Raw genomic sequence first — 21,902 nt, 5'->3', positions numbered from 1 at the left:
CAAGCCTTCCAGGACGGAGACCATGACCAGGCCCCTTCTGTTGCTGAGTGCTGCACTGCTGTTCAGCCCCATGCTGCTGGCCCAACAGATCAAACGCGAACTGGGCGACTTCGACTTTACACTCGGCACCACCCCCTCACGCAGTATGGCCCAGGGGCTGATATCGCCCAGCGCCATCGGCGCGTTCCACGGTGGCCTCGACTTCAGCCACCCCAGCGGCTGGTACCTTGGCCAGTACGCCCCGAGCATGGGCGTGACGCCCGACTCCACCCTGCGGCTGGACAGTTACCTGGGCTACAAGCACCGGTTCGACACTAGCCTGGGCTACGAGGTGGGGTTGATCCATTATAGTCAGCCAAACATTGCGGGCCCCGACAGCTATGCCCTGTACGGCGGTGTTTCGGTGCTGGGCAGCCGTTTCGGTGGAGCGCTGCGCGACAATCCCGACAACCGCACCGCCACGCTGTTCGCCGACTTCGGCCAACTGCCGCTGTTTGATGTCGACCTGAGCGTCAAGCTCGCCCATCACCGCCTGGGTACGCCATTCACCATTCGTGATGGCAGCGAGGTGAATGCCTTTTCCGATTGGTCGCTGGAACTATCCCGGCCTTGGCTCGGCATCGACCTGAACCTGGTCTACAGCAACTCAAACCTCAATGGTGGCGGGTGTGATGCGTATTCGGGCATCAACACTTATTGCGACAGCATGGTCACGCTCAAGGCGCAACGCCGTTTCTTTTAACGGCGCGGCGCCAGCGCCAGGGCGATACCGCCCAGCACCACCACGCAGGCCACCAGCAAGCGCAACGACAATGGCTCGCCAATCAGGCCAACCCCGCCCAACGCCGCGATCACCGGGACGCTGAGCTGCATGGTCGCCGCCTGCTGCGCGCTGACTTGCCTGACCACGCCGTACCACACGGCATAGCCAGCACCGGACGCCAGCACACCAGAACCCAGCGCATACAGCACGCCGAGCGGGCTCAGGTGCAAGCCGGCGCCCAGCAACAGCATCGGCGCCAGCAGCACCAGGCACGGCAGGCTCCTAGTGAAATTGCCGGCAGTGTCGGCCAGCGGCCTGGGTGAACCTTTGCCCAGCAGCGTGTAAACGCCCCAGGCCACGCCAGACAGGGTCATCAGCAAGGCACTGGCAAAAGGTGGCGCCGCAGTACCGGGCAACAGCAGCACCAGCAGGCCGACGAAGGCGATCAGCATGCCCAGCAGCATCCGCGCGGTGATTTGTTCGCCTTTGTACCAGGCGAAGCCGAACATGGTGATCTGCACCGCGCCAAACAGCAGCAACGCACCCGCGCCTGCGCCCAGTTGCAGATATGCCGCAGAAAACAGGAATGCGTAGAGGAACAGGGCCAAGCCGCCGCGCCAGCTCCCCCCCATGGCAAGCGCGGGTTTGCGCAGGCGGATCAACAGCAGCAGGAACAGTGCACCACTGGCCAGGCGCACCACGGTGAAGGATGCCGGGTCGATGGCCCCATCCTTCAGCGCGAGTCGGCAGAATACCGAGTTGGCAGCGAAGGCCACCAGGCTGAAAAGTGCGGGCCAGACCCAGGCCCGGGCCTTGGGTTCGGCAAGCGTGGTGGTGCCGGTGCTCATGGTGTGGTCACCTTTGAGGTCAATTGTTGTTATAGCGGCCATGCTGGTTGGGCCAGCACCGATATACAACATAGTGTTTATCTGCCGCGACCACCGAATCGCCCGGGCCTATACAGCCGCCACTGCCTCGATCTCCACCAACATGCCGTCCAGCGCCAACCGGGGTACCGGTATCAGCGTGCAGGTCGGTTTCATGCTACGGCCCCAGGCCCTGTCAGCCTCGGCTACCCATTCATGCAGTCGCGTTTCGGAATGCTCGACGATCAGCAGGGTCAGCTTGAACACCTGGGCCAGGCTGGCGCCTTTCGACGCCAGGGCAATCTCAAGGTTGGCCAGTGCCTGGCGCGCCTGCTCGGCGAACAGCGGCGACAGCTGCCCGTTGCGGTCCTCCCCGCCCTGGCCGGCGATGAACAACAGGCGGCTGTCGGCATGAACCTCGGCGACATGAGAGTAGGCATTACCGCTGGGGTCGTACAGGCCTTCCGGGTTGCTCAGCTGGAACGCGGTTGAATGGCTCACGGTAAACCCTCGATCAGTTGGAAGAGGGACGGAGTATCGAACCTTGAGTTAACTCGAGGTCAAGCATGCATCGTAAAACGGGCTTGTCTGCGTAGGACGTTTCGCACAGCGCGCTGGCTTGCGTGAACCACGCGTTTGTATACGCGGTGGCTGCCAGGCGCTAGATTGCGAGGCCCGGCATGGAGGCCTGCACGTATCAAGGATAAAGCGATGAGCAAATATGATTTTCAGCTGGCTTATACCATCAAGCCCAAAACCGCACGAGATGAAGACGATGCGGCAAAGGCGCGCCTGCACCTGCGCGAAAAAATTGGCCTGGACACCGTCGAACACATTGAAACCACCTTGCTCGGGGTGATCACTCTCAGCAGCACCACGCTCGCAGACCGCAGGCGCGATGCCGAAAAGCTGCTTCACGATTACATCCATGAAGCGCTCAAGCATCTGTGTGTGCTGTCGACCGTGAAGTTCTATGGTTGCCTGATGGTGGACGGGCTGGGGTCAGCCATTCGCTTCGATATCCTGCCCAAGTGAACATCGACGGCCTCAGGCGCCCCCGCGCCTGAGGCCGTTCTCCATCATTTTTCCTGCAGTACCGCCCTGCCCTTCACTGCCCGAGGCCCGCGCCAGGCCCAGAACAGCAAACCGGGGAACGGTGCGTAGACCACGAAGACGATCCACAGCATCTTGCGCTCGGCGCGCCGGTCACTGCCGATGATGTGCCAGATGGCCCAGATTTCCAGCAGGATCACAAAGGCCGCGACGATGATCCAGATCGTTCCGATTTCCATGAGCGCTCTCCCATTTGGCATGTAATGGGTTGGGTTGCAGAGGCTGCCGAGGGTTCAGATTGATTTGGCTGGCGGCATGGCACCACGGCCCTTTGTAGGAGCGGCCTTGTGTCGCGATGGGCTGCAAAGCAGCCCCCTGCGGTCTTTCGTAGGGCAAAAATCCTGGGGCTGCTGCGCAGCCCATCGCGACACAAGGCCGCTCCTACAGGGAGTAGTGACGGCCCTCAATGCCGTGGTGCAGTCTCCAACGCCGCCTTCAACGCCGGCGCATCGGCAAATGCCCGCTGGCTCACCAGCTTGCCCTGTTCCAGTTGCAACCACTGCACCTGGCCATCCTGCCCTGGATAACGGCTGGCCACGCGCCCGTCGCGGTCGAGCAGCACGCGGTAGTTGTAATCGCGCATGGCGGGGATGGCGAATAGCTTGCTGATCAGCGCCGGCATGCGCTGGATGTCGGCAACGAACACCGCATCGCGCGCCTCCAGGTAACCCTTGGGCTGTTCGGCAAGCGCCGCCTTCACCAGCTTGGCACCGTCCATGTCACGTGCCACCAGCAGGATGTGCGTGTCGGCGGCGAGGCTATAGGCCTGGTCGTACTGGTCGAGCAGCGTCCACGGGGCGAGCTTGTCGCCCTGCTCCAGGGCATTGGCCAACAATGGCATCAGGCAAAGCAACAGGGAAGCGGCGTACTTCATCAAGGTATCCTCAGTGACAGGAGCATCAGCATAGCGGCAACGGGCCAAGCCAGACAGGTTGCCTGAACACGACCTGGAATACGACACGGCCACCCGGGAGATTGTCTTTCCCCCGGCCACCCGCCACACTCTCAAGGCCAGCCAGGAAGCGGAGTCCAGAGTGCCCACGCCACGCCAGTTCAGCAAGAAGACCAGTACCAGCAACATGCTGCGGCTGAAGTCCGCCAGCGCCAATGCCCAAGCCCCCTATCGGGTCGATTTCGTATTGCTCGAACACTTCTCCATGGCCAGCTTCACCGTGGCCATGGACGTGCTGGTCACGGCCAACCTGCTGCGCGCCGACAGCTTTCAATTCACCCCGCTGTCGCTTGCAGGCGACCGCGTGCTCAGCGACCTGGGGTTGGAGTTGGTGGCTACCGAGTTATCCGCCGAGGCCCTGAAGGAGTTGGACCTGCTGGTGATCTGTGGCGGCCTGCGCACGCCATTGAAGTACCCCGAGCTTGACCGCCTGCTGGGTGATTGCGCGGCCCACGGCATGGCCCTGGGCGGGTTGTGGAACGGCGCGTGGTTCCTCGGCCGCGCAGGGGTGCTGGACGACTATGGCTGCAGTATCCACCCCGAGCAACGCGCCAGCCTGTCCGAGCGCAGCCCGCAGACGCGGATCACCCCGGCCAGCTTCACTCTCGACCGCGACCGCCTCAGCGCTGCCAGCCCCAATGGTGCCATGGAGCTGATGCTCGGCCTGGTGCGCCGGCTGTATGGCGACGGCTTGGCCGAAGGCGTCGAGGAGATCCTGTCGTTCTCCGGTGCCCGCTATCGCCAGGTCGGCCCTGGCGCGAAGAAATCCATGAGTTTGCACCTGCGCACCATCGTCGAGCTGATGGAGAACAACCTCGAGGAAACCCTCAGCCTCGACCAGTTGGCCGCCTACAGCGGGCGCTCGCGCCGACAGATCGACCGCCTGTTCCAGGCCCAGTTGGGCACTTCGCCGCGGCGTTACTACATGGAGTTGCGCGTCACCAAAAGCCGCCGCCTACTGCAGTATTCCGACCTGTCGGTGATGGAAGTGGCAGTGGCCTGCGGGTTTGTTTCGGTGTCGCACTTCAGCAAATGCTATGCGGCTTACTTTGGCTACCCGCCGTCGCGTGAGCAGCGGTTGGGCGAGTGAGCAGGGGAAAATGGCAGGAATGTGTGGCCTGGCGAGGCCTCTTCGCGGGCGCGCCCGCTCTCATAGAACAACACATGACTCATTGGTTCGGCGAGGTCCTGTAGGAGCAGCCTTGTGCTGCGAAGAGGCCGGGGCTGACAAAGCCTGTCTATTGGCTGTACCGGCCTCTTCGCAGCACAAGGCTGCTCCTACAAAGGACGCGTCAGACGAGCGATATTGGTTCTCTGCGCGACAGCGCAGCCCAAAGGGCTGGGCAATCTCCCACAGGATCACCAAAGCATCCACGTGCGATCCCGGCGAGAGCGGGCTCACAAACCCAAGCGCAACGCCTCCCCCACCCCCGCCCCACGCAAATCGTCCACCGCGCTGACCAGAGCAAAGTTGTAGGCCCCATGCGACCAGTACCGCGCCTCCAGCTGCCCGTCCACGCGCTGCCCGTCCGGCATGCGCCGATAATGATCACCTGGTGAGCGCAGGAACAGGCTGATGCGCTGGCCCTTGCCATCCTCGAACACCAGCAACGCCGCCGGCCCCTGCTCATTGCTTAGCAGGCGCGCGCCCACCGGTTTGAAGCCGTAGCCCGCCAGGTCCGGCAGGTGGCCAACGCGGCTGAAGTGGCGCCCCAGCCAGTCGCGCAACTGGCCTGGGTCGCTGGCCTGGATATCCAGCGCCTGGCTACCGGCAAACAAGCGGTGTGCCTGGACAGCATCGGCCATCGGCAGGTCGGCACGCGCCAAGGTCGCGTCGCGCACCTGCCAACCGCCCAGGCCACCCACGCCCAATGCCAGCAGCAACACCGCCGCCGTGGCCCAGCGGCGCTGGCGGCGTTGGCGCAATTGCCGGCGCAACTGCCCCAGGTCCAGCTGCGCCGCCCCGGGCACTTCGCCAAACCCGGCCAGTGCCGTACGCAGGCGGCGGGCGTCGGCACGCCAACCCTCGACCTTGGCCGCGGCCTGCGGGTTGGCCGCCAGCCAGGCCTGCACCTCGGCCCGGCGCACCGGCTCCAGGCGCTCGTCGACGTAAGCGTGCAGTTCGTCTTCGCTGGGGATCAGGCGCGTCATTTCAGTCTCCGCAAGGCCGGGGGCTGGGGGCTGCCCTCGGTCAGTTCGCGCAAGGCATTGCGGGCGCGCGACAGGCGCGACATCACAGTGCCGATAGGGATGCCCAGGGCCTGGGCGGCCTCCTTGTAGCTCAAACCCTCGATGCTGACCAGCAGCAATAGCGCACGCTGTTCTGCCGTGAGCCGGGCGAAAGCCTGCAGGTCGGCCTGGGCCAGGACAATGGCCTCGAGGTTGCCGCCAACCGGCTCGTCGTCGCGCTCGCCGCGGCCGAACCAGGACAGCCATCGCGCGTGCAGGCGCTCGCGGCGCTTTCCATCGAGGAACAGCCGATAAAGGATGGTGAACAGCCAGGCCCGCAGGGCATCGGCATCACGTTGCTGGTCGCGCCGGCTCAAGGCCCGCTCGACCGTTGCCTGTACCAGGTCGTCGGCGCTGCCCGGCTCGCGGGTCAGCCACACGGCAAAGCGGCGTAGGCGGGCCAGCAGCTCGCGCCACTGGTGGTCGTCCAGATCATGCATGGCAAAGTCCCGACCTCTGGGGCTGTCAGTGTATGAGGCAGACGCCTGTGAGGAAAATCTATTCCCGGCAAGGGAATAAGTTTTTCCCTGCGCCGTCGTACCGGCACCTTCACCGAACCGGACAATGACCATGAACTCACCCCTGCACGGCCCGGCCAAGGCCCTGCGCCTGGCCGCCATCGGCGTCGTGATGCTGGGCGCGGGCGCCGCCTTTGCCTATGCCGCCGGCTGGGTTGGCGATACCCGCCTGACCCCACAACGTATCATCGACACCTTCGAAGCACAGGCCGGGCATTACCCGGGTTACCGCAAGAACCACGCCAAGGGCCTGTGCGTCAGCGGCTACTTCCAGCCCAGCGGGCAGGCCGTCAGCCTGTCCACGGCGCGGGCGTTCAGCCAGCCGCGGGTGCCAGTGATCGGCCGCTTCGCCATCGGCGGCGCCAACCCGTTCGCGCCGGATACCGGCATACCGGTGCGCAGCCTGGCCATCGAGTTGAGCACCGACGACGGGCAAGTCTGGCGTACCGGCATGAACAACCCGCCGGTGCTGGCGGTAAGCACGCCACAAGCCTTCTATGAACAGGTACTGGCGGGGGCACCCGACCCGGCCACCGGCAAACCGGACCCGGGCAAACTGCAGGCGTTTTTCGCCGCCCACCCGGAAAGCGCGGCGTTTCGCCAATGGGCGGCGGGGTACAAGCCCAGCAACAGCTTCGCCAGCACGCAGTACCACAGCATCAACGCCTTCCGCCTGATCGACGCAAGCGGCGCGTCCCACCCCGTGCGTTGGCAACTGGAGCCGCAGACAGCGTTTGCCGCCCTGCCTGCCCAAGTCGATGACAAACAGTTCCTGCAGCACGACCTGCAGCAACGGCTGGCCCAGGGCCCGCTGCGCTGGACGCTGCGCCTGGTACTGGCGGAACCCGGCGATGCAGTGGACGACCCTGCCAGCCCGTGGCCTGCCGACCGGCGCAGCGTGGACGCCGGCACGCTGGTACTGGAACAGGTCGACGGCCCCGAGCAAGGGGCCTGCCGCGACATCAACTTCGACCCGCTGATTCTACCCCGGGGCATCCAGGCCTCTGCCGACCCGATCCTCGCCGCCCGTTCGGCCGCCTACTCGGAATCCTTCAACCGCCGCAGCCGCGAGTCGCTCGACACCGGAGCCCACCCATGAAAACCGACGCCTTCCACCCCCTCGCCCGCCTGTTGCACTGGCTGATGGCCGTGCTGATCCTGGCCATGTTGTTCATCGGTGTGAGCATGGTCGCCGACCTGTCGCCGCGCCACCCCGTGCTGATCGGGTTGCACAAGGCAACCGGCCTGGCCCTGCTGGTGCTGGTGCTGCTGCGCATCGCCGTTCGCCTGGCCCTGCCCCACCCAGCCCTGCCGCGCGACCTGCCTGCACTGCAACGCTGGGCCGCCGGGGCTTCGCACCTGGTGCTCTACGGACTGATGCTTGCCATGCCGCTGCTGGGCTGGGCCATGCTGTCGGCCGGTGGCTACCCCCGCCCCTTGGGCTTGCCGGCCATTGCCCCCCATGACCTGCAACTGTATGCAGTGCTGCGCCAGGCCCATGGCTGGGCTGGCTACTTGCTGTTCGCCACGGTGCTGGTGCATGTGGGTGCGGCCTTGATGCACGCGTGGGTGCGCCGCGATGGCGTGTTGCGTAGCATGTGGCCTGGCCCGCTGCGCCGCAGCCAATGACGCTCGGCAGGCCGGGGGCTCGACACCGATACCGATTCCCAACAAGATCGGCTTTCTATTTGCCGTACCGCCCTGGACTGCCCTATGAATGTCGCAAAGGATCCTGCCACACTCGCACCCGCCAGTACCCTGGACTTGCGCCCCCTGCTGCTGGCCAACATGGCCTGCACCATGTCGATGATGGCCTTCGTCGCCCTGATCGGCCCGATCGCCCGCCAGCTCGGCATGGCCACCTGGCAAGCCGGTGCCGCAGTGACCGTGGCGGGCGTGGTCTGGGTGCTGCTGGCCCGGCCTTGGGGGCGCGCCGCAGACCGTCTGGGCCGTCGGCGCATCCTGCTGCTGGGCAGCGCCGGCTTCACCCTGGCCTACTGGCTGCTGTGCCTGTTCGTAGAAGGTGCGCTGCGCTGGCTACCGGGGGCGACCCTGGCCTTCATCGGCCTGATGGTCGCGCGCGGCTGTATCGGCGCCTTCTATGCTGCCATCCCGGTGGGCTGCAATGCGCTGATCGCCGACCATGTCGAACCGCAACGCCGGGCCCGGGCCATGGCCTCGCTGGGGGCGGCCAACGCCGTCGGCCTGGTGGTGGGGCCGGCGCTGGCAGCGCTGCTGGCGCGGCATAGCCTGAGCCTGCCGTTCCATATCATGTCGCTGCTGCCGGCCAGTGCCTTTCTGGTCCTGCTGTTCACCCTGAAGCCGCAGGCGCTGCCGCACAGCCATGCTCCCAGCCCGGTGCGCCTGAACGACCCACGCCTGCGCCGGCCTTTGCTGGTGGCGTTCAGCGCCATGCTCAGCGTCACGGTATCGCAGATCATCGTCGGCTTCTTTGCCCTCGACCGCCTGCACCTGGGCCCTGCCGAGGCTGCCCAGGCTGCCGGCATCGCCCTGACCACGGTAGGCGTTGCACTGATCCTGGCGCAGGTGCTGCTGCGCCAGCTGGAATGGCCGCCGTTGAAGATGATCCGGGTCGGCGCCACGGTTTCGGCCCTGGGCTTTGCCTGCGGCTCGCTGGCCACCACGGCTCCATGGCTGTGGGCTTGCTACTTTGTCGCGGCGGCTGGCATGGGCTTTGTCTTCCCGGCCTTTTCGGCGCTGGCGGCCAATGCCATGCACGCCTCCGAGCAAGGCGCGACGGCCGGGTCCATCGGTGCTGCGCAGGGCATGGGTGCAGTGATCGGGCCGCTGGCCGGCACCTTGGTTTATGCCGTCGATCCACGCTTGCCATTCCTGGCGGTGGCGGCGCTGTTGCTGCTGGTGGGGTCATGGCCAATGCCCCGCGATCAGCGGGCCTGACAAGCACAGCGCGCAAGCGCGCAGAGTGTGTTTTAATGCGCATCGCTCATTATTATTGACACCTCTGATTACAAGGCGGCTATGGACACGGGGACGCGACTCAAACTGGTGCGTGAACGCAACAACCTCTCCCAACGGGAACTGGCCCGCCGCAGCGGGCTGACCAATTCGACGATCTCGCAGATCGAGCAGAATCGCGTCAGTCCTTCGGTCAGCTCCCTGAAAAAACTGCTCGAAGGCATTCCGATGAGCCTGGCGGAGTTCTTCAGTTTCGACGAGCCGGTGCGCGAAGAGCGCTACGTGTTCCGTGGCGGCGAGCAGCCAGATCTGGGCCGCAACGGCCTGCGCATGCTGCTGGTTGGCGCCAGTGTCGAAGGCCGGCAGATGCGCATGCTGCGTGAACTGTATGCACCGGGTGCCGATTCGGGCGAGCCTATCGTGCATGCCGAGGGTGAGGAGTGTGGCCTGGTCACACGCGGCACCGTCGAGTTGTGGGTCGATGGCCAGGTGAGCGTGCTCAACTCGGGCGACGGTTACTACATCCCCACTACCCTGCCGCACAGTTTCAAGAACATCGGCCCGGACGAGGCCGAAATCATCAGCGCCAACACCCCGGCGAACTTCTGACTGCTTTATGCATGGAGATGGCACCGGCTTTGCCGGTGTTCGCGGCTGAAGCCGCTCCCACAGGAAACGCGCCAACCCTGTGGGAGAGGCGCCTTCAGGTAAGGCTGTCGCCCCCCTGACGCAGGGCCTCTTCGACAAAGTCCAGGCGGTCCTGCCCGAAGAACATCTCGTCACCGACAAAACAGGTCGGCGCGCCGAACACCCCGCGCTCCACTGCAGCTTCGGTCGCATGCCTGAGCGCGGCCTTCACCTCGTCATCACCCGCCAGCGCGCGAAATGCCTGCGGGTCGAAGCCGCCTTGGCTCAGCGTGTCGTCGAGGACGGCGTTATCGCCCAGGTTGCGGCGCTGCGCAAACAGCCCATTGAACAGCACCGCCAGCAACGCCTCGAACCGCTCCGGCGAACGCAGCTGGGTGCCCATTGCCCCGCGCATCAGGGTCAAGGTATTGACCGGGAACCCCGGCGGCAACCCGAACGGTACCCCGTAGCGCTCGGCGAAGCGCGCCAGGTCGGTGAACATGTAACGGCCCTTGGCCGGGATCATCACCGGCGAAGCATTACCGGTAGCCTGGAAAACCCCGCCCAGCAGCATCGGCCGGTAACGCAGCGTGGCACCCTGGCGGGCACACAGCCCAGGCAGTTGAGTCCAGGCCAGATAGCTGGCCGGGCTGCCCAGGTCAAAAAAGAAATCGACAGTCTTGTGCATGGTTACGGTCCTTGCTCGGTGAAAGGGGCTTACCAACGTTCCATCCAGGGGCGCAGGTCCAGCTCGAATGTCCAGGCGTCGCGGGGCTGGGCATGCAGGAACCAGTAGCTGTCGGCGATGTGGGCCGGGTCGAGGATGCCATCCTGGCCCTTGAGGGCGTAGCGCTCGGGGAATGTGTCACGGATGAAGGCGGTGTCGATGGCCCCGTCAACCACCACGTGGGCGACATGGATGTTCCGCGGCCCCAGCTCGCGCGCCATGCTCTGGGCCAGGGCGCGCAAGGCATGCTTGGCCCCGGCGAATGCCGCAAAGCCCGCCGCGCCACGAGTGCCAGCGGTGGCGCCGGTGAACAGAATGGTGCCACGCTCGCGCTGGACCATGCGCCGGGCCACCGCCTGGGCGGTAAGGAAACCGGCAAAACAGGCCATCTCCCAGATCTTGAAGTATTTGCGCGGGGTTTCCTCAAGAATGCTACAGGGCACATTGGCACCGATATTGAACACAAACGCTTCGATCGGGCCGATATCACGCTCGATGGTTTCGACCAGCGCCGCCACCTCCTCCTCCTTGCGCGCATCGGAGCCAAACCCGTGGGCCTGGCCGCCGGCAGCGCGGATTTCGTCCAGCAGCGGCTGCAACTTGTCAGCCTGGCGCCGGGTAACACAGGCAATGTAGCCCTCGCGGGCAAAGCGCTTGGCGATCTCGCCGCCGGTAGCATCCCCCGCGCCAATCACGAGCACCACTTTTTGTTGTTCTGTCATGCCTGTCTCCATTGGTGAATGATCGTTTAGTAAACGAACGCTATGTTATGATCGCCGCCACCGTCAAGCCCGCCTGCAGAGGCAACTGAATGCGCTACACCAACGAACACAAGCAGCAAACCCGCGAGCGGCTGCTGGCCAGCAGCGGCGCGCTGGCCAAACGCGGGGGTTTTTCCAGCACTGGCGTAGCCGGGCTGATGAAGGCGATCGGCCTGACCGGCGGCGCCTTCTACAACCACTTCCCGTCCAAGGACGACCTGTTCACCGAGGTAGTGCGACAGGAACTGTGCAACAGCCCGCTGGCGCGCCTGGCCAACCAGGGCGCCAGTCGCGAACGCCTGGGCCGTTGCCTGCAGCAGTACCTGAGCCTGGCTCACCTGCACAATCCCGAGGGTGGCTGCCCGCTGCCGCCATTGGGGGTGGAGATTGCCCGGGCCGAAGCACCGGTGCGTGCAGTGGCCGAGCATTGGCTGGTGGAGCTGCACCAGGCCTGGAGCGCGACCCTGGAAGACAGCGAATTGGCCTGGGTGCTGATCAGCCAGTGCGTCGGTGCCTTGCTGGTCGGGCGCATGCTGGCCACGGAAAGCGTGCAGTCGCAGGTACTGGACGCCAGCCGCCACTTTGTCGAGAAGGCCCTGCATGAAGCGGATTAGTCTACTGCTGGGGCTACTGATGAGCTTGCCTGCACTCGCCGAACAGGCCTGCCCGCCAGGGCAATACCAGGTGTGCCTGATGGGATGTTTCTGTGCGCCCATCGACCCCGGCCAGGCCGGGCAGATTTTCAAGGACGTGGAAGTACTGGCTTCGTCCAGCCTGACCTACGCCTTGCAGCAGGCCCGCGACGAAGCCACCGCCAGCGGCGTCGAGCCGATCCCGTTGCATATCCGTGCGCAACTCGAACCTTGGTACGACTTTGCCGTGCTCGACGCGGCGCGCTTCCGGGTGGGTGACGAACAGCAGATGAGCGCGGCCAATGCGCTGCTGCAGAACCCCGATGTGAACGCCGTGACGCTGATCGACACGATCATCTTCCGCCGCCCCGCCGACGCCGAGGACAACGTGGCGTTGTGGGCACATGAGCTCAAGCATGTGCAGCAGTATCAGCAGCTGGGTGTAGAAGAGTTCGCCCGGCGCTACACGCGCAACTACGACGACCTGGAAGCGCCGGCCTACAAGATCGAGGCCGAGGTAGGCAAGGCGCTGCGCGAGCGTGGTTCAGGGCAGGCCAGATAATTTCTGGTCATTTCGCGGTCGCCGTGTAGGAGCGGCGACCGCATCAGTGGCCAAACCAGGTGTCAGGATGCCGCCGAAGCTTCTTCAGCCACCTGCTCACGGCTGGCATAACGCTGCGCCAGCACTGCACAGACCATCAGCTGAATCTGGTGGAACAGCATCAGCGGCAGGATCATCGCGCCAATGCCACTGCCGACGAACAGTACCTGCGCCATTGGCACCCCGGTAGCCAGGCTCTTCTTCGAACCGGCGAACAGGATGGTAATGCGGTCCTCCAGGTCAAAGCCCAGCAGCTTGCCGAGCAGCCGGGTACCGTACAACACCACCGCCAACAAGATTCCGCACACGGCAAACAACCCGGCCAGGTGCTGCGGCGATACCGTGTGCCACAGCCCGGTGACCACCGCCTCGCTGAACGCGGTGTAGACCACCAGCAGGATCGAACCCTGGTCCACCACCTTGAGCCAGCGCGCATTGCGCTTGACCCAGGCACCGATCCAGCGCCGGGCGACCTGCCCGGCCACGAACGGCACCAGCAGCTGCAGGGTGATCTTCAGCACCGCATCCAGACCAGAACCGGTATCACCGCTGGACCCCAGCAACATCATTACCAGCAACGGCGTGAGGAAGATACCCAGCAGGCTGGATGCCGCCGCACTGCAAATGGCCGCCGGCACGTTACCACGCGCCAGCGAAGTGAAGGCGATGGCCGACTGCACGGTAGCCGGCAAGGCACACAGGTAGAGCACGCCCAGGTAAAGTTCGTTGCCCACCAGCGGCACGAACAGTGGCTTGAACGCCAGGCCCAGCAGCGGGAACAGCACGAAGGTGCAGGAGAACACCAGCAAGTGCAGGCGCCAGTGCCCCGCTCCGGCAATGATCGCCTCACGCGACAGCTTGGCGCCGTGCAGAAAGAACAGCAGGCCGATGGCCAGGTTGGTCAGCCAACCAAAATACACTGCGCCGTCGCCCGAGCAAGGCAGCACGGTGGCAATCAGCACCACCCCGAGCAAGGCCAGGGTGAAATTGTCGAATAACATGCGCAAATACTTCATCACAGTTTCCGTCTTGTCATTGTGCAAGGGCAGACGATAAGGTCTTCGGCTTTTCGCCGCTAACGCCGGAACCCCCACCGGTGTCGCTCAACGGACACGCTCCAGCACAGGACTCGCTCATGCCCCTCTCCCGCCTGGCTGCACTTGCAGCCGCCATCACTCTCACCCTGGGCTACAGTGCCGCCCAGGCCGACGACCAGTTGCAGGCCAAGGTCGACCAGATCATCCGCCCGCTGATGCAAGAGCAAGGCATCACCGGCATGGCCGTGGCTGTCTATGCTCGCAACCACGCGTACTACTTCAGCTATGGCGTGGCCAGCAAGGCCGACAATGTGCCGGTCAGCCGCGACACGCTGTTCGAGATCGGTTCGCTGAGCAAGACCTACACCGCCACCCTGGCCGCACTGGCCAGTGCCGAAGGCAAGCTGGACCTCGATGCCCCGGCCAAGCGCTATCACCCGGCCCTTGCCGGCGCCCCCATCGGCGACGCAAGCGTGCTGGAGCTGGGCGCCTATAGTGCCGACTGCCTGCCGTTGCAGTTCCCGGATGCGGTGCAGACGGCGCAGCAGGTGGTCGATTTCTTCCGTCACTGGCAACCCCGCGCCAAACCCGGCACCCAGCGCTGCTACTCGAACCCCAGCCTGGGCTTGTTCGGTGACCTGGCCGCCCGCGCGCAGCATCAGCCATTTTCCACGCTGATGAGCGAGGGCCTGCTGAAACAGATGGGCCTGGAAAACACCTATCTGCAGGTCCCGGCCAGCGCCCAGGGGTTGTATGCCCAGGGCTACGACAGTGCCGACAAGCCGGTGCGTGTCGGCCCCGGCCCTTACGCCGACGAAGCCTACGGCATCAAGACCAGCGCCAGCGACCTGCTGCGCTATGTGCGCCTGCACATGCAGCCGGAGGGCTTGCCACCGGCGCTGGCACAAGCCACGGCCATCACCCAGCGGGGCTACTTCCAGGTCGGCGCCATGACCCAGGGCCTGGGCTGGGAGCGTTACCCCTACCCGGTCACGCTGGCCACACTGATCGATGGCAACGGCCCGCAGCTTATCCGTGAACCGCAGGCAACCACACGCTTGCAACCAGCCCTGCCGCCGCTGCCGGCAGCCTGGTACAACAAGACCGGCTCGACCAATGGCTTCGGCGCCTACGCCGCGTTCGTGCCCGCCGAACAACTGGCCGTGGTGTTGCTGGCCAACCGAAACTACCCGAACGAAGCCCGGGTGCGCGCAGCCTTCGACATTCTCTCCGGGCTGTAGTGCGGGCAGCGATTGTCGAACAAAACGACACAATGTAGTGAGCAAAAATATTCACTACAAAATGGTTGACGCCGTTCATCGCCCTTGGGCATGATGAAGCCGTCTCCCTGATCGGGAGCGGTGGCAAGGGTGTTCCAGACGGCCTGCGCGGTAACGCAGGCCGTCCGTGGAGAGGGAAACTGTCCAAAAGGCAGCGTGAGAAAGCCCCTGTTGCGATGCTGCTGTAGCAGCCTTGGTAGTGCGCTACACCGTGGTAGCGCCAACTGTGAAAAATCACCTACGAATGGGTAATGGGGGCTTTATGATGAACTTGAACAACAATCCGACTATCGACCAATTGGCCCAGCTGTTCGCCGTACGCAAGGACAGCCTTGACGACCATCTGCTGTGGGTAAGCCAGACCGGTGAAGTGCGCCTCGACCGCCTGCCACCGAACACCGTCGAAGATGAATTCGAAGAGCACCTGCCCAGCATGCGTGCCCGCTTCAAGGTCTACCGCCGTGGCCAAGGCTACGTCGGCAAGAAGGCCGCCGCCGATACCGAGTTCGTCGGCCGCGTCCTGCAGACCCTGCAACAAGAATGGCCCGCTGCCCGTGAGCAGCAGGCAGTCAAGGTGATCGAACCGCTAAACTGAGGGTTCCCACCTTTATCTGAGCCCGGCCCGCACAGGCCGGGCTTTTTCATGCCTGGCGCCGCTGGCTGCGGGGCTCCGGCAGCGGCAAGGCGCCGGTTGCCATCGCCCGGGCGCGGTCTACACCCCACACCAGAGCGCGAGTCATGGTCTCGCCTGGGCGTGCGGGGTAATACTCCTCCAGCAACGCTCGCCCATCACCGGCGTACAACCCCAAAAACAGTTGGGTCGCCCCCAGGCGCGACAGGCGCACCTGCACGTCCAGCGTGGTGCCGTCACTGAGTGCTTCGTCGTGGCAGCGGCTGTGCAGCTGTGCGTCGGCCCATTGCCAATAGGTCTCTTCCCTGACTCGCATGAGCATTCAATCCTCCGTTGCTGGAATGCCGCGCAAGAAAACCACAGCCTTGGCCATCCTGCGAGTGCTACCCGGCAATGCCATGAGGCGGATCAAGAAATGGCAATAAAAACCCCGCCATTCGGCGGGGTTGTGCTGGAGCGGGATCACTTCTTGAGCGGAACCCGCGGCATGAAGCGGCCTTTTTTGCTGCGCTGCAGATGTGCAGGCTGGAGCTGTTCGGAATCATCCAGCGTCATGTGGGCGAAGCCCAGGCGAAATGCCGCTTGGCCGCAACGCACCTGGCTGTTGATCGGGAACGCGTCGTTCAGGTCTTCGAAAAAGGATTCGCTCATGCCCTGTCTCCCTCCAGTGGCGGACGCGTCGGCAACCAGAACAGTTGCTCTACCAAACGCGACCTGTGAAAGTGAGACTAGCTGGTCATTTGCGGACCGCCCAGACCGAAGCCTTGGACCCGACCAGCGGCAGACGCTCTACTTCAGGCGCACCGCTGTACCGGTAGCAAATACCACGACCATGCCGCCCTGTACCGACGGCATGCTGATCTCGAAATCCACACCCACTACCGCATCGGCCTGCAACTGGCGTGCCCGCGCCTTCAGTTCTTCGGTGGCCTGCTCCCGGGCTTGGCGCAGTGCGCTTTCCAGGGTTTGCGAACGCCCGCCGAAGAAGTCGCGAAAACGTGCAAAGAAATCGCGCACGAAATTGATGCCCTGCACCGATTCGGAGCTGACCACACCCAGGTATTCAGCAATCGGGCGGCCTTCGAGCTGGCTGGTGGTTGAAATGATCATGGGTGCGCTCCATTGGCCTGGCAAAAGAGGCCGATTCTAACAGAGCGCCCTGTTTGCAACGCGCATTTGTGGGAGCGGCCCTTTCGCAACGCAAGTCCGCTCCCACAGAGTCAGCTACGCGCTGACAGCCCTTAACCGGCGCCCAAGCCTTGCGCCAAACACGTTCACCAGCAACCCTGCCATCACCAGCAATGCGCCCCAGCCCTGGGTCGCAGTCAGACGCTCGCCCAGCAACAACGCCGACGAACTCAGGCCAATCACAGGCACCAGCAGCGAGAACGGCGCCACCTTGCCGGCCGGGTGGCGCGACAGCAGCTTGCTCCACAGGCTGTAGCCGAGCATGGTGGCGACAAACGCCAGGTAAGCCAGGGCCAATACCGAACTCCAGCTGATATTGGCAATGGCGTGGCCGATGCGCTCCGGCCCCTCCAGCCACCAGGACAACGCAAGGAACGGCAGTGGCGGGATCAGCCCGCCCCAGATAACCAGCGCCACCAGGTCAACCGAGCCAAAGCGCCGGGTGATGATGTTGCCCATGCCCCACATGGCGCCGGCACACAGGGTCAGCACCAGCGCCAACATCGGTACATGGCCGCCGTCTTCGCTGCCGATAAGCGCCAGGCCGCTGGCGGCCACCAGCAGCCCCAGCACGCTGGCCAGGCGCAGCCGCTCGCCGAGGAACAACGCGGCGAAGCCGAGGGTGAAGAACGCCTGCGATTGCAGGATCAGCGAGGCCAGCCCTGGCGGCATGCCGCTGTACATGGCCTGGAACAGGAAAGCGAACTGGCCCAGCGAAATGGTCGCGCCGTAGGCGATCAGCCAGCGCCAGGGCAACTTCGGCCGCTTGACCAGCAAGATCGCCGGGAATGCCACCAGCAAGAAGCGCAATGCCCCCAGCAACATCGGCGGCAACCCATCGAGGCCAACCTTGATGACCACGAAGTTGACTCCCCAGGCGACAATCACCACCAGGGCGATGAGCAGATCCTTGAGTGGCATTGCGACATCCTTCTTCAAGCTTTCTAGACATATTTCGTTACAGCATAAGGCTATTCCTTTGACAGGGACCAGCACAGTTGCGGCCCAGAGGTGCGCAACAGTGACTGTTATCGTGCAAGGGTTGCCGAGGTGGCGGAGCGTCAGCTCCGGTATCCAGGTGCGACCTTTTCCAGCATCCGCAACAGTGCCGCCCATGCCAGCTGCAACGCATCCGGATCCGCCAGTTCGCCCTGTTTCAACCCTCGTCCAGGCTCATTGAACTGCCGCTCGGTATGCGCGCACACTTCGGCCGGCGGCAAAATCACCTGCCCGGCACTCTGTGCCGCCAACTGGATCTCGCACGCCTTCTCCAGGTAGTACATGCGCAGGAATGCTTCGGCCACGCTGCGCCCAGTGGTCAGCAGGCCATGGTTGCGCAGGATCATCACCGGCTTGTCGCCTAGGTCGGCTACCAGCCTTCGCTGCTCATCCATGTCCAGCGCAATCCCTTCATAGGCGTGGTATGCCACCTTGCCATAAAACTCCATGGACATCTGGTTGAGCGGTAGCAGCCCACATTCCAGCGCCGCCACCGCACAACCTGCCCGGGTGTGGGTGTGCAACACACAGCGGGCATCCTCGCGGGCAGCATGGATGGCGCTGTGGATGACGAAACCGGCCGGGTTGACCGGGTGCGGCGTCGCTTCAACCGGCCGGCCCTGCAGGTCGATCTTCACCAGGCTGGAGGCCGTGATCTCATCGAACAGCAAGCCGTACGGATTGATCAGGAAGTGGTGCTCCGGCCCCGGCAGGCGCAGGGAAATATGGGTGAAGATCAGGTCGCTCATGCGGAAATGGGCGATCAGCCGATAGCAGGCGGCCAGCTCCTGGCGCAGGCTTTGTTCCGTTGTGGTCATCATCGTTATACCTTTGCAGTACGCTATTTGCTGGCCCACGCATTGAAGCGCTGTTCCAGCTCTTCGCCATGGTCGACCCAGAATTCCACATTCATCGCCAACGCCCCCTGCAGGTTCTGCGGCGAAGTAGGCACCCAGCTGGCCAGGGACGGGTCTAGCTTCGCCGCCGCCTGGGTGTTGGTCGGCCCATAGGGAATCTGCTGCACATAACGCACCTGGGTGTCCGGCTGGTTGGCGTAGGCAATCAGCCGCTTGGCCTGGTCGACATGCCGCGAGCCTTTGATGATCGCCCAGTAATCCATGCCATACAGGCTGCCAGGCCAGACCACCGCCAGCGGGCTGCCCTGCTGGGCCGCCACGGCGATGCGCCCGCTATAGGTCGAGGTCATCACCACGTCTCCCGCCGCCAGCCACTGGGCAGGTTGGGCGCCGGCGTCCCACCACTGGATATACGGCTTGAGCTCGCTGAGCTTGGCAAAGGCACGCTCGACCCCTGCCGGGGTGGCCAGGACCTGGTACACATCCTCGACCTTCACCCCATCTGCCATCAGGGCGAACTCCAGGTTGTACACCGCACGCTTGCGCAGGCCGCGCTTGCCCGGGTACTTGCTCACGTCCCAGAAGTCGGCCCACGACGCAGGCGCCTGTGCCAGCTTGTTGCGGTCATAGGCAATGGCCACGCTCCATACCAGCGCGGCCGAGCCGCAGGCCTGTGCGGCGTCGGCAATCAGTTCATCCGCATGGCCCATGCGCTGCCAGTCCAACTGCTCGTAGACGCCCTCGTCGCAGCCGCGCATCAGGTCAGGCCCTTCTATCTGCACCACGTCCCAGTCGACATTGCCGGTCTCGGCCATTACCTGGATCCGTGCCATCTCGCCGTTGTACTCACTCTGGATCAGCTTGCTGCCATCCTGGGCACTGAACGGTTTGAAGATCGCCTCGTCCTGAGCTTTCTGGCCGGCACCACCATAGCCGACCACGACCATCTGCGGTGCCGCTTGCGCACTGCCCAGGCCCATGGCCAGCAACGCTGCGCAAAGGCTGCTTACACGTGGGAATACCTGCATCGTAGTTGCCTCCTGCCGGTGCCCGAGGGGCCCGTTTTCTTGTTGTTGTGAGGTCACGCCCTCGCCACGAGGGTGAGAAAAACCTAGTCGCCGACTAGTAAAAAAACAAGTTGATTTTTTACTGGTGCTACACTTTTATAAAAAAACAAGAACAACAGCACCGGAGCCGCCTGTATGCAGACCGCCTTCCCTCATCTGTTCGAAGCCTTGCAGATCCGCGGCAAACGCTTGAAGAACCGCATCATGTCCACCGGCCACGACACCTGCCTGCCTACCGACAACCTGGTCAACGACAAGCTCATCGCCTACCAGCGCGCCCGCGCCGCCGGTGGCGTGGGCCTGATCGTGCTGCAGGTGGCCGGGGTGCATGACAGCGCTCGCTACACCTCGCATGTGCTGATGGCCACCGACGATGCCTGCATCGACGGCTACCGCCAGCTTGCCGAGGCCTGCCATGAGCATGGCACCGTGGTGCTGTCACAACTGTTCCACCCCGGGCGGGAGATCATGGAGTCGGCGGACGGTTTGCTGGCGGTGGCCTACTCGGCGTCCGCGGTACCCAATGAACGCTTCCGGGTGATGCCGCGCGCACTGGACCAAGCGATGATCGACGAGATCGTCCAGGGCTATGCCAGCGCTGCCCGCCGCCTGCACCAGGCCGGGCTGGATGGCGTTGAAGTGGTGGCCAGCCATGGCTACCTGCCTGCGCAGTTCCTCAACCCGCGGGTAAACCAGCGCTCGGATGGCTACAACGGTGAGCTGGAGCAGCGCCTGCGGTTCCTGCGCGAAGTGCTGGCCGCCGTACGCGCGGCTACCGACGAACAGTTCATCATCGGCCTGCGCATCAGTGCCGACGAGCGCGACAGCCAAGGGCTGAGCGAGGATGAATCGCTGGCCGCAGCGGTTGCCTTGCAAGGCCAGCTCGACTACCTGCACATCGTTGCCGGGACGTCGGCGTCCCTCGGCGGCGCCGTGCATATCGTGCCGCCGATGGCTATTCAACCGGCCTACCTGGCCCGTGAGGCCGGCACCTTCAAACAACACCTGAGCATCCCGCTGTTCGTCACCGGGCGTATCAACCAGCCCCAGGAAGCCGAACTGATCCTGGCCCGTGGCCAGGCCGACGTCTGCGGCATGACCCGCGCGCTTATATGCGACCCGCAGATGCCCAACAAGACCGAGCATGGCCAGGTCGAGGACGTACGTGCCTGTATCGCCTGCAACCAGGCCTGCATCGGCCATTTCCACCGCGGCCTGCCCATTTCCTGCATCCAGCGACCAGAGACTGGCCGCGAGTTGCAGTACGAGCAACTGCCACCCACCACCCGCCCCAAGCGCATCCTCGTGGCCGGTGGCGGGCCCGCCGGCATGAAAGCCGCCGCCGTGGCCGCTGCGCGCGGGCATCAGGTCACGCTGTACGAGGCTGGCCCGCAGCTCGGTGGCCAGGTGCTGCTGGCCCAGTTGCTGCCACGGCGCAGCGAGTTCGGTGGCGCCAGCACCAACTTGCAACGGGAAATGGCCCTGGCGGGCGTGGAAGTGGTGCGCAACACCCGGGTCGACCGCGCACTGGTCGAACGGGAACGCCCCGACCTGGTGATCGCCGCCACCGGTGCCACCCCCTACTGGCCGGCCTTCGAGCGCACCGGTGATCTACAGGTGGTGGATGCCTGGCAAATACTGCGCAGTGAAGCAAAACCGGGCCGCTCGGTACTGGTGATCGACTGGCGCTGCGACTGGATCGGCCCCGGCATCGCCGAACGCCTGGTACGCGACGGCCACCAGGTGCAGCTGGCGGTCAATGGCACCCATTGCGGCGAAAGCCTGCCGCTGTACGTGCGCGACCAACTGGCCGGCGAGCTGCATCGCCTGGGTATTCCCATCACACCGTATGCCCGCCTGTATGGCTGCGACGACAACACGGTGTACCTGCAGCACACCGCCAGCGGCGAACCGATGATCTTCGAAGGCATCGACACCCTGGTACTGTGCCAGGGCCATCAACCGGAAGACCGCCTGGCAACGGAGCTGGCTGGCCTGGTCGAGGTGCGCCGCATTGGCGACTGCCTGGCGCCGCGTACCGCCGAAGAAGCGATTCACGATGGCCTGACGGTTGCCTGGGCGCTCTGAGGCTGTACATACTGCGGCTTTTACGATGG

General features: G+C 64.3%; 27 protein-coding genes. 12 read left to right on the top strand and 15 right to left on the bottom strand.

What is annotated here, in order from left to right; all coding sequences use genetic code 11:
* Positions 1-22 precede the first annotated feature (22 nt).
* On the top strand, positions 23-742 hold the full coding sequence (locus tag ACK56M_RS12840) for a TorF family putative porin (RefSeq protein ID WP_015270195.1): 720 nt from the start codon (positions 23-25) through the stop codon (positions 740-742).
* On the opposite strand, the gene ACK56M_RS12835 is transcribed toward ACK56M_RS12840, so the two are convergent.
* Together ACK56M_RS12835 and ACK56M_RS12830 are read right to left on the bottom strand one after the other, a co-directional pair.
* Positions 739-1,611: a DMT family transporter gene (locus tag ACK56M_RS12835; protein ID WP_100413714.1), complete on the bottom strand. Its 873-nt coding sequence runs from the start codon at positions 1,609-1,611 to the stop codon at positions 739-741. The two genes, ACK56M_RS12840 and ACK56M_RS12835, sit on opposite strands and share 4 nt — an antisense overlap.
* Before the next feature lie 108 nt (positions 1,612-1,719).
* Complete coding sequence (locus ACK56M_RS12830; protein ID WP_054573119.1) at positions 1,720-2,130, bottom strand: RidA family protein; 411 nt, start codon at positions 2,128-2,130, stop codon at positions 1,720-1,722.
* Positions 2,131-2,340: 210 nt separating this feature from the next.
* Between ACK56M_RS12830 and ACK56M_RS12825 the strand changes: the two genes are divergently transcribed.
* Positions 2,341-2,664: a hypothetical protein gene (locus tag ACK56M_RS12825; protein ID WP_015270192.1), complete on the top strand. Its 324-nt coding sequence runs from the start codon at positions 2,341-2,343 to the stop codon at positions 2,662-2,664.
* 44 nt (positions 2,665-2,708) lie between these two features.
* On the opposite strand, the gene ACK56M_RS12820 is transcribed toward ACK56M_RS12825, so the two are convergent.
* Positions 2,709-2,921 carry a PLDc N-terminal domain-containing protein gene (locus ACK56M_RS12820; RefSeq protein ID WP_013972488.1) on the bottom strand — a complete coding sequence of 71 codons (213 nt, stop codon included), beginning with the start codon at positions 2,919-2,921 and terminating at the stop codon, positions 2,709-2,711.
* A gap of 224 nt (positions 2,922-3,145) precedes the next feature.
* Positions 3,146-3,616, bottom strand: a complete 471-nt coding sequence (locus tag ACK56M_RS12815) for an FAD/FMN-containing dehydrogenase (protein ID WP_100413713.1) — start codon at positions 3,614-3,616, stop codon at positions 3,146-3,148.
* Between the two features lie 160 nt (positions 3,617-3,776).
* Here ACK56M_RS12815 and ACK56M_RS12810 point away from each other — a divergent pair, with 160 nt between their 5' ends.
* Positions 3,777-4,784, top strand: coding sequence for a GlxA family transcriptional regulator (locus tag ACK56M_RS12810; protein ID WP_100413712.1), 1,008 nt, complete (start codon positions 3,777-3,779; stop codon positions 4,782-4,784).
* 308 nt (positions 4,785-5,092) lie between these two features.
* On the opposite strand, the gene ACK56M_RS12805 is transcribed toward ACK56M_RS12810, so the two are convergent.
* On the bottom strand, positions 5,093-5,845 hold the full coding sequence (locus tag ACK56M_RS12805) for an anti-sigma factor family protein (protein WP_061552185.1): 753 nt from the start codon (positions 5,843-5,845) through the stop codon (positions 5,093-5,095).
* A complete protein-coding gene (locus ACK56M_RS12800; RefSeq protein WP_013972484.1) occupies positions 5,842-6,363 on the bottom strand; it encodes a sigma-70 family RNA polymerase sigma factor in 522 nt (173 codons plus the stop codon). Before ACK56M_RS12800 ends, ACK56M_RS12805 begins: the two co-directional genes overlap by 4 nt.
* A gap of 124 nt (positions 6,364-6,487) precedes the next feature.
* Here ACK56M_RS12800 and ACK56M_RS12795 point away from each other — a divergent pair, with 124 nt between their 5' ends.
* The 4 genes from ACK56M_RS12795 (at position 6,488) to ACK56M_RS12780 (ending at position 9,987) form a co-directional block, all read left to right on the top strand.
* Positions 6,488-7,540: a catalase family peroxidase gene (locus tag ACK56M_RS12795; RefSeq protein ID WP_041506053.1), complete on the top strand. Its 1,053-nt coding sequence runs from the start codon at positions 6,488-6,490 to the stop codon at positions 7,538-7,540.
* Complete coding sequence (locus ACK56M_RS12790) at positions 7,537-8,070, top strand: cytochrome b (RefSeq protein ID WP_015270187.1); 534 nt, start codon at positions 7,537-7,539, stop codon at positions 8,068-8,070. The genes ACK56M_RS12795 and ACK56M_RS12790 overlap by 4 nt, the downstream gene beginning before the upstream one ends.
* Positions 8,071-8,154: 84 nt before the next feature.
* Complete coding sequence (locus ACK56M_RS12785) at positions 8,155-9,360, top strand: MFS transporter (protein ID WP_054573117.1); 1,206 nt, start codon at positions 8,155-8,157, stop codon at positions 9,358-9,360.
* An 81-nt stretch (positions 9,361-9,441) separates the two neighbouring features.
* A complete protein-coding gene (locus tag ACK56M_RS12780; protein WP_003248033.1) occupies positions 9,442-9,987 on the top strand; it encodes a cupin domain-containing protein in 546 nt (181 codons plus the stop codon).
* Positions 9,988-10,081: 94 nt separating this feature from the next.
* Here the strand turns inward: ACK56M_RS12780 and ACK56M_RS12775 are convergent, their stop codons facing one another.
* Together ACK56M_RS12775 and ACK56M_RS12770 are read right to left on the bottom strand one after the other, a co-directional pair.
* On the bottom strand, positions 10,082-10,693 hold the full coding sequence (locus ACK56M_RS12775; protein ID WP_054573116.1) for a 2-hydroxychromene-2-carboxylate isomerase: 612 nt from the start codon (positions 10,691-10,693) through the stop codon (positions 10,082-10,084).
* Positions 10,694-10,722: 29 nt separating this feature from the next.
* Positions 10,723-11,454 carry an SDR family oxidoreductase gene (locus ACK56M_RS12770; RefSeq protein WP_015270184.1) on the bottom strand — a complete coding sequence of 244 codons (732 nt, stop codon included), beginning with the start codon at positions 11,452-11,454 and terminating at the stop codon, positions 10,723-10,725.
* Between the two features lie 89 nt (positions 11,455-11,543).
* On the opposite strand from ACK56M_RS12770, the gene ACK56M_RS12765 reads away from it, so the two are divergent.
* Positions 11,544-12,107, top strand: coding sequence for a TetR/AcrR family transcriptional regulator (locus ACK56M_RS12765; RefSeq protein WP_061302367.1), 564 nt, complete (start codon positions 11,544-11,546; stop codon positions 12,105-12,107).
* Positions 12,094-12,687 carry a DUF4157 domain-containing protein gene (locus tag ACK56M_RS12760; protein WP_024087033.1) on the top strand — a complete coding sequence of 198 codons (594 nt, stop codon included), beginning with the start codon at positions 12,094-12,096 and terminating at the stop codon, positions 12,685-12,687. Before ACK56M_RS12765 ends, ACK56M_RS12760 begins: the two co-directional genes overlap by 14 nt.
* Positions 12,688-12,749: 62 nt before the next feature.
* On the opposite strand, the gene ACK56M_RS12755 is transcribed toward ACK56M_RS12760, so the two are convergent.
* Complete coding sequence (locus ACK56M_RS12755) at positions 12,750-13,742, bottom strand: bile acid:sodium symporter family protein (RefSeq protein WP_411959496.1); 993 nt, start codon at positions 13,740-13,742, stop codon at positions 12,750-12,752.
* A gap of 119 nt (positions 13,743-13,861) precedes the next feature.
* Here ACK56M_RS12755 and ampC point away from each other — a divergent pair, with 119 nt between their 5' ends.
* Together ampC and ACK56M_RS12745 are read left to right on the top strand one after the other, a co-directional pair.
* Positions 13,862-15,004, top strand: coding sequence for a class C beta-lactamase (gene ampC / locus ACK56M_RS12750; RefSeq protein WP_100413514.1), 1,143 nt, complete (start codon positions 13,862-13,864; stop codon positions 15,002-15,004).
* A 301-nt stretch (positions 15,005-15,305) separates the two neighbouring features.
* Positions 15,306-15,638, top strand: coding sequence for a hypothetical protein (locus ACK56M_RS12745; RefSeq protein WP_003253895.1), 333 nt, complete (start codon positions 15,306-15,308; stop codon positions 15,636-15,638).
* A 46-nt stretch (positions 15,639-15,684) separates the two neighbouring features.
* Here the strand turns inward: ACK56M_RS12745 and ACK56M_RS12740 are convergent, their stop codons facing one another.
* The 6 genes from ACK56M_RS12740 to ACK56M_RS12715 all read right to left on the bottom strand — a co-directional run bounded on the left by ACK56M_RS12740 (position 15,685) and on the right by ACK56M_RS12715 (position 19,746).
* The gene (locus ACK56M_RS12740) at positions 15,685-15,996 is read right to left on the bottom strand and encodes a hypothetical protein (RefSeq protein WP_023663278.1); all 312 of its coding nucleotides are present in this window, start codon (positions 15,994-15,996) and stop codon (positions 15,685-15,687) included.
* A 140-nt stretch (positions 15,997-16,136) separates the two neighbouring features.
* Positions 16,137-16,325 carry a hypothetical protein gene (locus ACK56M_RS12735; protein ID WP_003253897.1) on the bottom strand — a complete coding sequence of 63 codons (189 nt, stop codon included), beginning with the start codon at positions 16,323-16,325 and terminating at the stop codon, positions 16,137-16,139.
* A 138-nt stretch (positions 16,326-16,463) separates the two neighbouring features.
* Positions 16,464-16,784 carry a YbjQ family protein gene (locus ACK56M_RS12730; RefSeq protein ID WP_015270179.1) on the bottom strand — a complete coding sequence of 107 codons (321 nt, stop codon included), beginning with the start codon at positions 16,782-16,784 and terminating at the stop codon, positions 16,464-16,466.
* Positions 16,785-16,898: 114 nt separating this feature from the next.
* Positions 16,899-17,783, bottom strand: a complete 885-nt coding sequence (locus ACK56M_RS12725; protein ID WP_023663280.1) for an EamA family transporter — start codon at positions 17,781-17,783, stop codon at positions 16,899-16,901.
* A gap of 140 nt (positions 17,784-17,923) precedes the next feature.
* Positions 17,924-18,679, bottom strand: coding sequence for a class II aldolase/adducin family protein (locus tag ACK56M_RS12720; RefSeq protein ID WP_054573126.1), 756 nt, complete (start codon positions 18,677-18,679; stop codon positions 17,924-17,926).
* 23 nt (positions 18,680-18,702) lie between these two features.
* On the bottom strand, positions 18,703-19,746 hold the full coding sequence (locus ACK56M_RS12715) for an ABC transporter substrate-binding protein (protein ID WP_054573112.1): 1,044 nt from the start codon (positions 19,744-19,746) through the stop codon (positions 18,703-18,705).
* 174 nt (positions 19,747-19,920) lie between these two features.
* On the opposite strand from ACK56M_RS12715, the gene ACK56M_RS12710 reads away from it, so the two are divergent.
* Entirely contained in the window at positions 19,921-21,873 is a 1,953-nt protein-coding gene (locus ACK56M_RS12710; RefSeq protein WP_054573111.1) for an FAD-dependent oxidoreductase, read from the top strand.
* Positions 21,874-21,902: the final 29 nt, after the last annotated feature.

Origin of the sequence: Pseudomonas sp. s4, from assembly GCF_046764235.1 — a bacterium.
GTDB classification, from domain to species: Bacteria; Pseudomonadota; Gammaproteobacteria; order Pseudomonadales; family Pseudomonadaceae; genus Aquipseudomonas; species Aquipseudomonas asiatica.
Note: the sequence above shows the minus strand (reverse complement) of the source record. Positions and strands in the feature narration are given on the sequence as shown.

Bases quoted from the DNA above. Each gene is read 5' to 3' on its own strand.
- ACK56M_RS12840 (WP_015270195.1), top strand. From the start codon at position 23: ATGACCAGGCCCCTTCTGTTGCTGAGTGCTGCACTGCTGTTCAGCCCC.
- ACK56M_RS12835 (WP_100413714.1), bottom strand. From the start codon at position 1,611: ATGAGCACCGGCACCACCACGCTTGCCGAACCCAAGGCCCGGGCCTGG.
- ACK56M_RS12825 (WP_015270192.1), top strand. From the start codon at position 2,341: ATGAGCAAATATGATTTTCAGCTGGCTTATACCATCAAGCCCAAAACC.
- ACK56M_RS12820 (WP_013972488.1), bottom strand. From the start codon at position 2,921: ATGGAAATCGGAACGATCTGGATCATCGTCGCGGCCTTTGTGATCCTG.
- ACK56M_RS12815 (WP_100413713.1), bottom strand. From the start codon at position 3,616: ATGAAGTACGCCGCTTCCCTGTTGCTTTGCCTGATGCCATTGTTGGCC.
- ACK56M_RS12805 (WP_061552185.1), bottom strand. From the start codon at position 5,845: ATGACGCGCCTGATCCCCAGCGAAGACGAACTGCACGCTTACGTCGAC.
- ACK56M_RS12800 (WP_013972484.1), bottom strand. From the start codon at position 6,363: ATGCATGATCTGGACGACCACCAGTGGCGCGAGCTGCTGGCCCGCCTA.
- ACK56M_RS12795 (WP_041506053.1), top strand. From the start codon at position 6,488: ATGACCATGAACTCACCCCTGCACGGCCCGGCCAAGGCCCTGCGCCTG.
- ACK56M_RS12790 (WP_015270187.1), top strand. From the start codon at position 7,537: ATGAAAACCGACGCCTTCCACCCCCTCGCCCGCCTGTTGCACTGGCTG.
- ACK56M_RS12785 (WP_054573117.1), top strand. From the start codon at position 8,155: ATGAATGTCGCAAAGGATCCTGCCACACTCGCACCCGCCAGTACCCTG.
- ACK56M_RS12780 (WP_003248033.1), top strand. From the start codon at position 9,442: ATGGACACGGGGACGCGACTCAAACTGGTGCGTGAACGCAACAACCTC.
- ACK56M_RS12775 (WP_054573116.1), bottom strand. From the start codon at position 10,693: ATGCACAAGACTGTCGATTTCTTTTTTGACCTGGGCAGCCCGGCCAGC.
- ACK56M_RS12770 (WP_015270184.1), bottom strand. From the start codon at position 11,454: ATGACAGAACAACAAAAAGTGGTGCTCGTGATTGGCGCGGGGGATGCT.
- ACK56M_RS12765 (WP_061302367.1), top strand. From the start codon at position 11,544: ATGCGCTACACCAACGAACACAAGCAGCAAACCCGCGAGCGGCTGCTG.
- ACK56M_RS12760 (WP_024087033.1), top strand. From the start codon at position 12,094: ATGAAGCGGATTAGTCTACTGCTGGGGCTACTGATGAGCTTGCCTGCA.
- ACK56M_RS12755 (WP_411959496.1), bottom strand. From the start codon at position 13,742: ATGAAGTATTTGCGCATGTTATTCGACAATTTCACCCTGGCCTTGCTC.
- ampC (WP_100413514.1), top strand. From the start codon at position 13,862: ATGCCCCTCTCCCGCCTGGCTGCACTTGCAGCCGCCATCACTCTCACC.
- ACK56M_RS12745 (WP_003253895.1), top strand. From the start codon at position 15,306: ATGATGAACTTGAACAACAATCCGACTATCGACCAATTGGCCCAGCTG.
- ACK56M_RS12740 (WP_023663278.1), bottom strand. From the start codon at position 15,996: ATGCTCATGCGAGTCAGGGAAGAGACCTATTGGCAATGGGCCGACGCA.
- ACK56M_RS12735 (WP_003253897.1), bottom strand. From the start codon at position 16,325: ATGAGCGAATCCTTTTTCGAAGACCTGAACGACGCGTTCCCGATCAAC.
- ACK56M_RS12730 (WP_015270179.1), bottom strand. From the start codon at position 16,784: ATGATCATTTCAACCACCAGCCAGCTCGAAGGCCGCCCGATTGCTGAA.
- ACK56M_RS12725 (WP_023663280.1), bottom strand. From the start codon at position 17,783: ATGCCACTCAAGGATCTGCTCATCGCCCTGGTGGTGATTGTCGCCTGG.
- ACK56M_RS12720 (WP_054573126.1), bottom strand. From the start codon at position 18,679: ATGACCACAACGGAACAAAGCCTGCGCCAGGAGCTGGCCGCCTGCTAT.
- ACK56M_RS12715 (WP_054573112.1), bottom strand. From the start codon at position 19,746: ATGCAGGTATTCCCACGTGTAAGCAGCCTTTGCGCAGCGTTGCTGGCC.
- ACK56M_RS12710 (WP_054573111.1), top strand. From the start codon at position 19,921: ATGCAGACCGCCTTCCCTCATCTGTTCGAAGCCTTGCAGATCCGCGGC.